Source organism: Sphingomonas carotinifaciens (assembly GCF_009789535.1).
Taxonomy (GTDB): Bacteria; Pseudomonadota; Alphaproteobacteria; order Sphingomonadales; family Sphingomonadaceae; genus Sphingomonas; species Sphingomonas carotinifaciens.
Map to the genome: position 1 here is coordinate 2,124,567 of NZ_WSUT01000005.1, position 13,309 is coordinate 2,137,875.

Here is a 13,309-nt window from a genome sequence, read left to right on the forward strand (position 1 = left end):
GGGCTATCACAGCCGGAAGCTGAGCGTCGCGCGAAGATCACGTCCGGCCAGCGGCGCGAAATCCTTCAGGACGCTGGCGTGGCGTCGGGCTGTCACGTCGAACAGATTGTTGCCGCTCAGGATCAGCGTCGTCGGATTGGCGGCACCGAACGGGTGAAGCGAGACCGAAGCGTTGACCAGCGTGAAGCCGTCGGTCGGCGTTTCGAAGGTGGTCACCCGGTCCTGTTCGAAGCTGTGCTCCACCTCGACGCGCGCGCTGGCCGTGTCGCCCTGCGCCTCAAGCCCGCCGAGCAGGCGCAGCGGCGGAATGCGCGGCACCGGGCCCTGGTTCACGACGCGGGCATGCACCCAGTCGCCGAGCAGGTCTGCATTGATCCGGTAGCCACCGATCGTCGCCAGGCGCAGCGATCCTTGCGCCTCCAGCCCATAATAGCGCGCATCGGCCTGTGCGAACTGGAAGCAGGGCAGGTCGATATCCTCGCCCGGTGCGGCGGCAGCGCAGGCGGCGGGCGCAACCTGGTTCTCGTAGATATAGTTGGAGAACCAGTTGTAATAGGCGGACGCGTCAAAGCTCCAGGCGTCGCGGTGGGCGTGCAGCGTCGCCTCCAGCCCCCAGCTTTTCTCCAGCCGGAAGTTGGGGTTGCCGAGCTCATAGGCCTGGGTGCCGGCATGCGGGCCATTGGCATAAAGCTCCTCGGCGGCCGGTGCGCGCTCGGTACGCGAGCCGTTCAGGCCGATGCGGATGTCGGGCGCAACCTCATAGGAGGCGCCGAGCGAGCCGGACACCGCATCGAACGTCCGCTGGCCGTTGAAGAAGCGCGTGTTGGCAAGGCCGGGCCGTGCCTCCACCGACGTATTCTCGTACCGTGCGCCGGCCTCGGCGCGGAAGGGGCCCATGTTGAACTGTTGCAGGGTGAACAAGCCGACCTGCGACGTGTCGTTGCGCGGCAGAAAGGCTTCCTCGCCCGCGACGTCGAAGCGGCGGTGGAAATATTGCACGCCCGATGCGCCCAGCCAGCCACCGCGGTTCGCCTGCACCAGTTCGGCCCGGCCCTCGATCCCTTGCGTGTCGAAGCGAGTGTGGATGTCGCCATCGGGCCCGAGTTCGGCATGAGTGTAATCGGCCGTCGCGGCGCGGATGCGGATGCGATCAATGAACGATCCCCCCGCCTCGATCTCGCCGCGCAGGTCGAAACGGTCCTGCTTCAGCGAGATACGCGGGCTTTCCTGCTCCTGGCCGGGGGCGACCGCATAGCGGACGGGCAGGCCGTAAAGGCTGTCATAATGGCTGTACGAGATGCCCAGGCTGCCACCATCGCGGATCAGCGAAGCGCCGACGCCGGCGTTCCACGTTTCCGACGCCGTGTTGGGCAGCCGCTTGCGGATGCCGGCATTGGCGGCAAAATCGACCTCGTCGCCGTGATCATGGCCATGATCGTCATCGCCGTGGTCATGATCGTCCTCGACCGGCAGGCCGGCAGAGGCAAGAGCGCGCGCACGCTGGACCGGGGACAGGGCGTAACCCGGAATGCGCAGGTTACCGGTGCGCAGATAGGACCCGTCGGCATGCAGCACCAGGCCGCCGCCGACCGCGACGTCGGCCGCAGACGAGATGGAGCGTTCGTTGGCTGCCGAGCCGTAGGTGGCGATACCGGACAACCGGTAGCCGTTTTCCGGGACGGTGCGCGGGATACGCGTGTCGACGACGTTGACGACGCCGCCCACCGCCGACGATCCGAACAGCAGCGCAGAGGGGCCGCGCAGCACCTCGACCCGGTCGGCGAGCAGCGGGTTGATCGCGACCGCATGGTCAACGCTGGTGTTGGATGCATCGATCGAACCGATGCCGTCGGACAGGACGCGGATGCGCTCGCCCTGGAAGCCGCGCAGCACCGGGCGCGATGCATTGGGGCCGAACGAGGTGGCCGAGACGCCGGGCAGGCGGGCAAGCGTCTCGCCGATCGTCGGCCGGATCGCGCGGCTGAGTTCCTCGCCGGCGAGGATCGAGGTGCCCGACAGCACGTCCGCCTCCGACTGGCGGATTGGTGCGGTGATGACGATGTCCCGGCCGCGATCGCGTGCCGGCGCGGGATCGGTCGGGGGAGCCGTTTGCGCCAGAACGGGGGTGGCCAGGGCGAGGGCGGACAGACCGGACAGGAACAAGGCTTTTGCCAAGACGGGCTCCAACAGAAAAGGCGAAACGCCGCTCTCGTATCGTGATGATACAGCATATCAAGTTAAATGCTCGTCATGTTCCGATCGGTGGGCGATCGAGCAGCAGCGCCTCAAGCTGGATCGTGATGTCGGCGTCGATGACGGTGGGCGGCGCTGCGACCAGGTCTGCCACCAGGTGCCGGGCCATGGTCAGGTCGCGGTCGGGCAGGGCGGCAAGCCAGGTGGCGAGGATGCCGGTCCAGGCAGGATGCGGTTGCGCGTCGACCTCAACCGTAAGGCGGGTTCCGGTGAAGGTGGCCGAACACCAGTCCTGCTCGTGCCGGACATGGGCCGACAGGGTCAGGCCAAGTCGCGCGGCGTCGGTGACGAGCGCCCGGCACAGCGCTGCGCCCGGCCCCTCCGAACGGCCGGCACGCTGGCGGTTCAGCCATCGCGTGCGGCCAGGAACGCTTCGATCCGCTGGATCGTCCGCCGCCGCAATTGCCGCCCACGGCGAAGGTCGCCGATCAGCCGCGGATCGTTGACCGCCAGTCTCCCGAACCGCGTCTCCGGCATGGCCGTACTCCGCAAGAACCGGTCGATCCTGATCATCAGCCCCATGAACATCTCCCATCGCGAATCTCCTTCTTCGTTCTTGTTCTGTTCTATTTCCAACTTGTCTAGGAAATTTCCTGTGACTAGATTGGGGCATGCAGGATGATCCCAGACAGGCACTGAACGAGCTGGCGGAGGCGGCAGGTGTCAGTCTGGCGGCGCTGTCGCGGATGCTGGGCCGTAACGCCGCCTATCTTCAGCAATTTGTTGGTCGTGGCAGCCCCCGTCGGTTGCATGAGGAGGATCGGCGACGATTGGCCGAGTTTTTTGGGGTGGGGGAGGAGCGGCTGGGCGGGGCGGCGTCCGTGGGGACGTCGCGGGTAACGGTGGTGCGGCGTGACGTTGCGGTGTCCGCGGGACCGGGCGCGGTGGTGGAGGATGATCCGGCGTTGGGGATCGCGACGATCGACGCGCGGCTGGCGCGGCAGCTAGGCCTGCGGGAGGGGGCGTCGTCGATGGTGCGGGTGCGGGGCGACTCGATGGCGCCGGGACTTGCCGATGGCGACTATCTGCTGGTTAACGAGGATGACCGGGTGCCCGGCTCGCGCGGCGGCATCTATGTCTTGCGGATCGGCGACGCCGTGCTGGTGAAGCGGGTGCGCGCCGAGGCGGAGGCGCTGGTCGTGACCAGCGACAATCCCGCTGCGCCGCCGGTGCCCGGCGGCCGACCGACGGTGATCGGCCGGGTGGTGTGGCAGATGCGTGCGCCGTCCTAACGGCGGCGGTCGCGCCGCCAGATGACGAGCGCCGCCGCGATGCCCAGGGCAAGGCCGGCGAGAAAGCCCAGCGTGGTTTCGCCAAAAGGCAGGCCGATCGCGGTGCCGATGATGGCACCCAGCGCGATCAGCACGCCGCCGGCGGCGGGCGGGCGTGAGGAAGACGTCGTCATCGCCGCTGCCTGCCATGACCGGCCGCGCTACGCCAGCGATCCGGCGTCGCGCCGTCGTTTTTCCTGTGGGTGGGGCTATGGAATGCGCGGCGGTGCGGTTAGGGAGCGGTCATGGTGTTCCGCGTTCGACGGTCCGGCCGATGCGCGGCCGCGGCGTCCATCCTGCTGGTCAGCGCGAGTGCGGGGGCACAGGCGGTGCCACCCGCCGCCGAACCCGTGCCGCTGGATCCCAATGCGCCGTTGGCGGCATTGCCTGGGATAGGGGTCGACTGGCCGGATCTGGCGGCGGCGCCGGGGGGGGATCTGGTGGAGGCGTTGACGACGACTGATGCTGCGGCCGAGCGGCGGTATCGCTGGGCGGTCGAGGGCGTGGATGGGGCAGGCGCGCTGCTGCGCGAGCGGTTCGACCAGGTATCGACGCTGAATGCGCATGATAACGAGCCCGCCAATGCCGCGCAGCTGGACCGGCGCGCGCGCGAGGATGCCGATCTGTTGACCACGCTGCTGCGCGGTGAGGGATATTATGACGCCAGCGTCGCCACCCGGATCGAACCGGGCGCGACGCCGAACGTCGTGCTGGAGGCGGTGCCGGGTGCCCTGTACCGCTTTGCCGGCGTGACGATCGACGGACTGGCGCTGGCGGGCGACAAGGCGGGCGACCTGCGCACCGCGTTCGGCGTGAAGACGCAGGACCCGGTGGATGCCGACGCGATCGTCGCCGGGCAGGCGCGGCTCGAAACCGCGATCGGGCGCGAGGGCTTTCCCTTTGCCAAGGTGGGCGAGCCGCAGATCGTGGTCGACCGCGCCGCCCGCACCGCGACGCTCGACCTGTCGGTGGAGCCCGGCACCGCCCGGCGGTTCGGACGGATCGTGGCGGTTGCGGAACAGGGTGCACGCAAATCGGTGTTCGAGGCGGACCATATCGCCGACATTGCCCGCTTCCGGCCCGGCGAGCCGTATGACTCCGGATCGCTCGACGACCTGCGCCGGGCGCTGGTGCAGACCAGCCTGGTGTCGTCGGTGAAGGTGGAGCCGGTGCCGGGCGCGACCCCGGACACCGTCGACATCCGCGTGGCGACCGCACCGGCGCCGCCGCGGACGGTGGCGGGCGAGCTGGGCTATGGCACTGGCGAGGGCGCACGCGCCGAACTGAGCTGGACGCACCGCAACCTGTTCCCGCCCGAAGGGGCGCTGACGCTGCGGTCGGTGCTGGGCACGCGCGAGCAATTGGGCGCGGTCGTCTATCGTCGCAACAACTTCAACGGGCGCGACCGGGTACTGACCGCGCAGTTCGCCGCCACGCACATCAACCGCGACGCATTCGAGGCACAGACATTGTCCCTGTCGGGCAGCCTGGAGCGGCAGACCAACATCTTTTTTCAGAAGACCTGGACATGGTCGCTGGGGGCCGAATTGCTGGCGTCGGACGAGCGCGACGTGATCGCATCGACCGGGGTCGACCGGCGGCGTACCTTCTTTATCGGCGCGCTGCCGACCAGCCTGAATTATGACGGGTCGGACGACCTGTTGAATCCGACGCGCGGCTTCCGGCTGGGCGGGCGGGCGAGCCCCGAACTGTCGCTGCAGGGCGCCGTGTTCGGCTATACCCGTACGCAGGTGGATGCCAGCATCTACCGCCCGGTACGGGACGGCGTGGTGCTGGCCGCGCGTACTCGGCTGGGAACGATCCTGGGGGCGCCGCGCGACCAGATCGCGCCGTCGCGGCGCTTCTATGCGGGCGGCGGTGCCTCGGTCCGCGGTTATGGCTTTCAGTCGATCGGGCCGCGCGATGCGAACAACGACCCGATCGGCGGGCGCAGTCTTGCCGAATTCTCGATCGAGGCGCGCGTGAAGGCGTTCGGCAATTTCGGCGTCGTGCCGTTCCTGGATGCGGGCAACATCTACACCTCGCCGCTGCCGCGCCTGACCGGCATGCGGTTCGGCACTGGCCTCGGCGTGCGCTATTATTCGAACTTCGGCCCGATCCGCGTCGATGTCGGCACGCCGATCAATCCGCAGCCGGGCGACAGCCGGATCGCGGTCTATGTCTCGCTGGGGCAGGCGTTTTGAGCGAGACGGACGACAGCCCTGAAACCGCGCCCGCGTCGCCGCGGCAGCGGCGGCACTGGTGGCGGTGGCTGGCGGGCATCGTGTTGGGGATCGTCGCCATCCTGCTCGCGGCGCTGGCCGCGGTCGATACGCAGGCCGGGCATCGCTGGGTCGCGGACCAGATCGGAAAAGTGCGCACGGCAAACGGCCTGCGCTTCGCGGTCGGGCGGATCGACGGGTCGATCTATCGAGAGGCGCGGCTGGCGGATGTGCGCGTCTATGATCTGGACGGGCTGGTGTTCCACGCGCCGCGCGTCACGCTGGACTGGCGGCCATGGCGGTGGATCGGCAACCGGCTGGACATAAGGCGGCTGGCGGTGCCGGAGGCGCAGTTGCTGCACGTGCCGCGTACCCGCCCGACCGGTCGGCGCGGACCGATCCTCCCCGAATTCGATATCGCGATCGGCGCGCTGTCGGTCGACCGGCTGGTGCTGGCGCCCGCCGTGCTGGGCCAGCGCCGTACCGGGCGGTTGCAGGGGCGTGCCGACATCCGGCGGGGCCGTGCGCTGGTCGCGCTGGATGCGGTGGTGGAGGGCAGCGACCGGTTGCGGCTCAACATCGATGCCGAGCCCGATCGCGACCGGTTCGATATCGACGTGGTCGCGCGCGGTGCGGCGCGCGGCGTGCTGGCGCGGATGGTGGGCGCGCGGCAGAGCGTGGCGCTGGACGTGACGGGCGACGGGCGCTGGGCGCGGTGGCGCGGCCGCGCGACGGGACAGATCGGGTCGGCGCAGGCGATGGCGTTGCGCCTGTCGGCGGATGCGGGCCGCTATGCGCTGGACGGGAGCGTGGCGCCGGCGCCGCTGCTGAAAGGGCGGTTGCAGCAACTGACCCTGCCGGGGGTGCGGGTGCGCGGCCGCGGTCGCTTTGCCGAGCGGCGGCTGGACGGGACGCTGGCGCTGCGCAGCGGCGCGCTGGCGATCGAGACGCAGGGCATGGTCGATCTGAGCCAGAATGCGTTCCGTAACCTGAAGACCAGGGTGCGTCTGCTTCGTCCCTCCGCCGTGCTGCGCACGATGCGGGGCGAGGACGTGGAACTGCGCCTGTTGCTCGACGGACCGTTCGCCAGTGCCGCCTATGAATATCGCCTGTTCGCCAAGGCGCTGGCGTTCGACCGGACGGTGATCGTGCGGCCACGGGCGGCGGGGCGGGGGCGGTGGTCGCACTGGCCGGTGATGGTGCCGGTGCGGTTCACCGCCGCGGCGGTGGGCGGGGTCGGCAATGTCGCGGGGGGCATATTGCGCAACCTGTCGATCGACGGGGCGCTGCGCCTGACGCCCGGTACGCTGAGCGCCGACGCGCTGCGGCTGCGGTCCGACAAGCTGTCGGGAACGATGGCGCTGTCGGTGGATCTGGCGACCGGCCGGTACGAGGTGGGGTTGAACGGGCGGCTGGGGCGGTATCTGATCCCCGGTCTGGGGCTGGTGGAGGTGACGTCCCGACTGAACGTGGTGCCGGGGCCGGGCGGGCACGGCACGCGGGTGGTGGGGCAGGGCGCGGCACGCGTGCTGCGGCTGGACAACGCCTTTTTCCGCAGCCTTGCCGGTGGCCTGCCGCGGCTGACCGCGCGGCTGGAGCGGACGCCGGACGGGGTGCTGCACTTTGCCGACCTGGTGCTGATCGCGCCGTCGCTGCGCCTGCGCGGGCAAGGCTATCGCCGGCGCGACGGCAGCTTCCATTTCGAGGGCGGGGGACAGCAATCGACCTATGGCCCGGTGCAACTGGTGCTGGACGGCGACATCGCCCGGCCGCGCGTGGACCTGTTGCTGGCGAGCCCCAATGCGGCGCTGGGCCTGCGCGATGTGCGCGCGCATCTGGAGCCGACGCCGCAGGGCTTTGGCTATACCGCCGAGGGCGGGTCGCGCGGCGGGCCGTTCCGGGCATCGGGCGCGATCCTGTTGCCGCGCGGGGGGCAGGCCGCGATCATGGTCGATGCCCTGGACGTCAGCGGGGCGCGCGGGACGGGACGGCTGAACATCGTCGATGGCGGCTTTGACGGCCGTCTGGACGTGACCGGCGGCGGCTGGAGCGGTGCGCTGACCTTCCGGCCGGTGGGCGATATCCAGCGGATCGAGGGGCAGTTGCGTGCGAGCGGCGTGCAACTGGGTGGCGGTGCCGTGCTTCGCCAGGGGCGCGCGGACTTTGCGATGATGCTCGATCCGGCGGGCGTGACGATCGAGGGAAGCGCCAGCGGACAGGGGCTGCGCCGGGGACGGTTGAGCCTGGGGCGGTTCGCCGCGACGGCGAAGCTGACGGACGGGGCGGGCGAAGTTCGCGCATCGATCGCGGGATCGCGGGGCCGCGCCTTCGATATCCAGACGGTGATCGGCGTATCGCCCGACCGCTATGTCGTGTCGGCGCAAGGGACGCTCGACCGGCGGCCGCTGCGCCTGCTGACCCCGGCGACGATCACGCGCGATGGCGAGAGCTGGCGGCTGGCGCAGACGCAATTGAGCTTTTCGGGCGGCACGGTGGAGATGTCCGGCCGGTTCGGCGGCAGCGAGGGCGCGCTGGAGGCGAGCCTGACTCGCATGCCGCTGACGGTGCTGGACATCGGCTATCCGGGGCTGGGCCTGGGCGGCAACGCGTCCGGCACGATACGGGTGGCGACGCATGCGGGCGCGGCGCCGACGGGACGCGTGGACCTGACGGTACGCGGCCTGACGCGATCGGGGCTGGTGCTGTCGTCGCGGCCGATCGACATGGGGCTGGCGGGTGTTCTTTCGGCCGACCGGCTGGGGCTGCGCGCGGTCATGGCGTCGGGCGGGCGGACGATCGGGCGGGGGCAGGCCCTGCTGCAACCGCTGGGCAGCGGATCCTTGAGCGAACGGTTGCTGCGCGCGAAGCTGTTCGGGCAGTTGCGCTATGCCGGGCCGGCGGACACGCTGTGGCGGCTGACCGGGATCGAGATGTTCGACCTGTCGGGCCCGGTCGCGATCGGTGCGGATGTGAGCGGGCAACTGGCGGTGCCGGTGATTCGCGGCGCGCTGCAGGCCAATGGCGCGCGGATCGAGAGCGGCACGACCGGCACGGTGCTGACCAACGTCCAGGCGAACGGCCGCTTCGACGGATCGCGGCTGGTGATCGACCGCTTCGGCGCCGATGCCGGGCGCGGCGGCCGGGTGACGGGCAGCGGCGCGTTCGATTTCGCGGCGCGCGGCGGCATCGGCATGAACCTGTCGCTGCAGGCGGACCGTGCGGTGATGATCGCGCGCGACGATATCGGCGCGACGGTGAGCGGGCCGCTTTCCTTCGTGTCGAACGGGTCGGGCGGGCAGATTACCGGCGACGTGGTGCTGAACCGCAGCCGATACCGGCTGGGACAGGCAAGTGCCGCGACGGCGGTGCCCAAGCTGGCGGTGCGCGAGATCAACGTGCCGGGCGGCGGCGCGGAGGACGAGGTGCCGGCCAAACCGTGGACGCTGGCGGTGAAGGCGCGGGCGCCGGGCCAGCTCATGGTCTCCGGGCTGGGCCTCAGCAGCGAATGGTCGGCGGATTTGCAGATCGGCGGCGAGCCGACCAATCCGGCGATCACGGGACAGGCGACGCTGATCCGCGGCGATTATGAATTTGCAGGGCGCGAGTTCAATCTGGATCGCGGCGTGATCCGCTTCAACGGCGAGGTGCCCGCCAATCCGGCGCTGGATATCGTCGCCAACGCCAATGTCACCGGGCTGACCGCATCGATCCGCGTGACGGGAACGGGGTTGAAGCCGGAAATCGGCTTTTCCAGCACGCCGGCTTTGCCCGAGGACGAGTTGCTGTCGCGGCTGTTGTTCGGGACGTCGATCACCCAACTGTCCGCGCCCGAGGCGTTGCAACTGGCAGCGGCGGTGGCGGCGTTGCAGGATGGCGGCAACGGGCTGAACCCGATCAACGCCGTGCGCCGCGCAGCCGGGCTGGACCGGTTGCGCGTCCTGCCCGCCGATCCGCAGACGGGGCAGGGCACCTCGGTGGCCGCGGGCAAGTTCATCACCCGCCGCTTCTATGCGGAGATCGTGACCGATGGTCAGGGATATTCCGCGACGCGGGTGGAGTTTCAGGTGACACGCTGGCTGTCGCTGCTGTCCAGCATCTCGACACTGGGGCGGCAGAGCGCGAACGTGCGGGTTTCCCGGGATTTTTGAACAGCGAAGGGCCGAAATGATGGAACGGATCGCGCGGATCGAGCGGACGGGCGGACCCGAGGTGATCGGCTGGCACGATGTCGCGCTGGCCGCGCCCGCGGCGGGCGAGGTGCGGATGCGCCACCGCGCGGTCGGGCTCAACTATATCGACACCTATCATCGCAGCGGGCTGTACCCGATCGACCTGCCGGGCGGGCTGGGATCGGAAGCGGCGGGCGTCGTGGAGGCGGTGGGCGAGGGCGTGACGGACTTCGCGGTCGGCGACCGGGTGGGCGTGTTCGGGCCGGTGCGCGGCGCCTATGCCACCGCGCGCAACGTTGCCGCCGACCTGCTGGTCCCGTTGCCGGACGCGGTCGACGACGACACCGCGGCGGCGATCATGCTGAAGGGCGGGACGGCGGCGTTCCTTGTTGAAGACTGCGCGCGCGTGCAGGCGGGGCAGACGGTGCTGGTCCATGCCGCGGCGGGCGGCGTCGGGCATCTGCTGGTCGCATGGCTCAAGGCGATCGGCGCGGTGGTGATCGGGACGGTGGGAAGCGAGGAGAAGGCCGCGCGGGCGCGGGCGGCGGGGGCGGATCATGTGATCCTGAACCGGCAGGAGGACGTGGCGGCGCGGGTGCGCGCGATCACGGACGGGGCCGGTGTGCCGGTGGTGCTGGACGGAGTGGGCAAGGCGACGTGGAATGCCTCGCTCGACAGTGCGGCGAGGCGCGGGCTGATCGCCAGCTTCGGCAATGCGTCGGGGGCGGTGGAGGGCGTCAACCTGGGCGTGCTGGCGTCGAAGGGGTCGCTGTTCGTGACGCGGCCGACGCTGTTCGACTATGCGGTGACCGCGGCGGAGAAGCGGGCGTTGATGGCGCGGGTGTTTGCGATGCTGGCGCGGGGGGCGATCGTGCCGGAGATCGGACAGCGGTACGCGCTGGAGGATGCGGCGCAGGCGCACCGGGCGATCGAGGCGGGGGAGACGTTCGGGAGCACGGTGCTGGTGCCCTGACATGAAAAAGGGGAGCCGTTGCCGGCTCCCCTTCCCATGGCGATCGGTGGGGATCAGCCCGAATAATACATGTCGTATTCGACCGGCGACGGGGTCATCTCCCAGCGCGCGACCTCGTGATACTTCAGCTCGATATAGGACTCGATCTGCTCCTTGGAGAAGACGTCGCCCTTGAGCAGGAAGTCGTGGTCCGCCGCCAGGCTTTCCAGCGCCTCGCGCAACGAGGCGCAGACGGTCGGGACCTGGGCGAGCTCTGCCGGCGGCAGGTCGTACAGGTTCTTGTCCATCGCCTCGCCCGGATGGATCTTGTTCTGGATGCCGTCCAGGCCCGCCATCATCAGCGCCGCATAGGCGAGATAGGGGTTGGCGAGCGCGTCGGGGAAGCGCACTTCGACGCGCTTCGCCTTGGGGCCGGTGCCGTAGGGGATGCGGCACGATGCCGAGCGGTTGCGCGCCGAATAGGCGAGCAGCACGGGCGCCTCATAGCCCGGAACCAGACGCTTGTACGAGTTGGTCGTCGGGTTGGTGAAGGCGTTCACCGCCTTGGCATGCTTGATGATGCCGCCGATGAAATAAAGGCACATGTCGGACAGGCCGGCATAGCCGTTGCCCGCGAACAGCGGATCCTTGCCGTTCCAGATCGAGAAGTGGGTGTGCATGCCCGAGCCGTTATCTTCCTTGATCGGCTTGGGCATGAAGGTCGCGGTCTTGCCATAGGCATGGGCGACCTGATGCACGACATACTTGTAGATCTGCATGCGATCGGCGGTCTGGGTCAGCGTGCCGAAGGTCATGCCCAGCTCGTGCTGCGCGGCCGCGACCTCGTGATGGTGCTTGTCGCAGGGCAGGCCCATTTCAAGCATGGTGGTGACCATCTCGCCGCGGATGTCGACCGCGGAGTCGACCGGGGCCACGGGGAAATAGCCGCCCTTGGCGCGCGGACGGTGACCGAGATTGCCGGTCTCGTAATCGCGGCCGGTGTTGGTCGGCAGCTCGATATCGTCGATCTTGAAGTAGGAACCGGCATAGTTGGTGTCGAACTTCACGTCGTCGAACATGAAGAATTCGGCTTCCGGGCCGACATAGACGGTGTCGCCGATGCCGGTGGTGGTCAGATATGCCTCGGCGCGCTTGGCGGTCGAGCGCGGGTCACGCGCATAAAGCTCGCCGGTCGAGGGCTCGACCACGTCGCAGAACACGATCAGCATCGGCGTCGCCGAGAAGGGATCGGTATAAACGGCGTCGAGATCGGGCTTCAGCACCATGTCCGACTCGTTGATGACCTTCCAGCCCTCGATCGAGGAGCCGTCGAACATCAGGCCGTCGGTGAACTCGTCCTCGCCCATGATCGAGGCGACCATGGTCAGGTGCTGCCACTTACCCTTGGGGTCGGTGAAGCGCAGATCGACCCACTCGATCTCTTCTTCCTTGATCTTGTTCAGGATGTCGGTGGCCGTCATCGCCATGATACGTCGTTCCTCTTGTCGTCGTTATACCCCGGCCGGTGAGGCCGGAGGTGTCCGGGATGGGTCGGGAAGGGGAAAAGCGGGATCAGATCGCCGCGTCGTCGCGCTCTCCGGTACGGATGCGCAAAGCGGTTTCGACCGGGATCACGAAGATCTTGCCGTCGCCGATCCGACCGGTCTGCGCAGCGGCGGCGATCGCCTCCACCACGCGTTCGGCCAGTGCGTCCTCGACGACAACCTCCAGCTTCACCTTGGGCAGGAAGTCGACGACATATTCGGCACCCCGATAAAGTTCGGTATGCCCCTTTTGTCGGCCGAAACCCTTCGCCTCGGTCACCGTGATGCCCGACACGCCGATTTCGTGCAGCGCTTCCTTTACCTCATCCAGCTTGAACGGCTTGATGATCGCCTCAATCTTTTTCACGAGACCGGATGCCCCCAAACGCGTTTGAACCCTCGCCCGTCAGGGCGCCTTGCACAGGATGTGCCAGATGCTCGCCCCTTGGGCGAGGCAATCGAATGCCGCCGATCGCTGCCCATTAAACGGGCAGGCAGGCAGCATGTGCCCGAAAGAGCGGCAATGCTCAGAGAATGTCCCGCACGCGCTCGGGCGGGCGGGCGAGCACGACGCCGCGCGCGGTTTCGACCAGCGGCCGCTCGATCAGGATCGGATTGATCGCCATCGCTTCCAGGATCGCGAACTCGTCCGCCTCGGCGAGTGCCTTGGCCTCCAGCTCGGCACGGCGCAGACCTTCGCGCGGGGAAAGACCGGCGCGCGCGTAGAGGCGGTGCAGCGTCTCCACGGTGGGCGGCGATTTCAGATATTCGACGATCTCCACCTCGGCGCCGGCTTCGCGCAGCAGGGCAAGCGCCTCGCGCGATTTGGAGCAGCGCGGATTGTGGTAGATCGTTGCCTTCATCGATCGGCCTTTTGGCAGGATCGGGGCGCTTTGTG

Annotated in this window: 10 protein-coding genes; 4 read left to right on the plus strand and 6 right to left on the minus strand. The window is 68.9% G+C overall.

All coding sequences use genetic code 11. From position 1 onward, the window contains the following. Nucleotides 1-6: 6 nt before the first annotated feature. Both GQR91_RS12120 and GQR91_RS12125 read right to left on the minus strand, forming a co-directional pair. Complete coding sequence (locus tag GQR91_RS12120) at nucleotides 7-2,175, minus strand: TonB-dependent receptor (RefSeq protein ID WP_235903903.1); 2,169 nt, start codon at nucleotides 2,173-2,175, stop codon at nucleotides 7-9. A gap of 73 nt (nucleotides 2,176-2,248) precedes the next feature. Further along, nucleotides 2,249-2,788: a hypothetical protein gene (locus GQR91_RS12125; RefSeq protein WP_160146741.1), complete on the minus strand. Its 540-nt coding sequence runs from the start codon at nucleotides 2,786-2,788 to the stop codon at nucleotides 2,249-2,251. Nucleotides 2,789-2,864: 76 nt separating this feature from the next. On the opposite strand from GQR91_RS12125, the gene GQR91_RS12130 reads away from it, so the two are divergent. Continuing rightward, a complete protein-coding gene (locus tag GQR91_RS12130; RefSeq protein WP_149681569.1) occupies nucleotides 2,865-3,485 on the plus strand; it encodes a S24 family peptidase in 621 nt (206 codons plus the stop codon). On the opposite strand, the gene GQR91_RS19145 is transcribed toward GQR91_RS12130, so the two are convergent. Further along, nucleotides 3,482-3,658, minus strand: coding sequence for a hypothetical protein (locus GQR91_RS19145; protein WP_162843993.1), 177 nt, complete (start codon nucleotides 3,656-3,658; stop codon nucleotides 3,482-3,484). The two genes, GQR91_RS12130 and GQR91_RS19145, sit on opposite strands and share 4 nt — an antisense overlap. 111 nt (nucleotides 3,659-3,769) lie before the next feature. Between GQR91_RS19145 and GQR91_RS12135 the strand changes: the two genes are divergently transcribed. From GQR91_RS12135 to GQR91_RS12145, 3 genes are read left to right on the plus strand one after another with little or no spacing between them, the layout of a single operon-like run. Next, nucleotides 3,770-5,728 carry an autotransporter assembly complex protein TamA gene (locus GQR91_RS12135; protein WP_149681568.1) on the plus strand — a complete coding sequence of 653 codons (1,959 nt, stop codon included), beginning with the start codon at nucleotides 3,770-3,772 and terminating at the stop codon, nucleotides 5,726-5,728. Continuing rightward, a complete protein-coding gene (locus GQR91_RS12140) occupies nucleotides 5,725-9,894 on the plus strand; it encodes a translocation/assembly module TamB domain-containing protein (RefSeq protein ID WP_149681567.1) in 4,170 nt (1,389 codons plus the stop codon). Before GQR91_RS12135 ends, GQR91_RS12140 begins: the two co-directional genes overlap by 4 nt. A 19-nt stretch (nucleotides 9,895-9,913) precedes the next feature. Continuing rightward, complete coding sequence (locus GQR91_RS12145) at nucleotides 9,914-10,888, plus strand: quinone oxidoreductase family protein (protein ID WP_174236612.1); 975 nt, start codon at nucleotides 9,914-9,916, stop codon at nucleotides 10,886-10,888. Between the two features lie 53 nt (nucleotides 10,889-10,941). Here GQR91_RS12145 and glnA read toward each other — a convergent pair whose 3' ends face one another. From glnA to arsC, 3 genes are all read right to left on the minus strand, one after another. Further along, complete coding sequence (gene glnA, locus GQR91_RS12150; protein WP_112382364.1) at nucleotides 10,942-12,354, minus strand: type I glutamate--ammonia ligase; 1,413 nt, start codon at nucleotides 12,352-12,354, stop codon at nucleotides 10,942-10,944. An 85-nt stretch (nucleotides 12,355-12,439) separates the two neighbouring features. After that, entirely contained in the window at nucleotides 12,440-12,778 is a 339-nt protein-coding gene (locus tag GQR91_RS12155) for a P-II family nitrogen regulator (protein ID WP_112382363.1), read from the minus strand. Nucleotides 12,779-12,938: 160 nt separating this feature from the next. After that, nucleotides 12,939-13,274, minus strand: coding sequence for an arsenate reductase (glutaredoxin) (gene arsC / locus GQR91_RS12160; RefSeq protein WP_149681565.1), 336 nt, complete (start codon nucleotides 13,272-13,274; stop codon nucleotides 12,939-12,941). Between the last annotated feature and the right edge of the window lie 35 nt (nucleotides 13,275-13,309).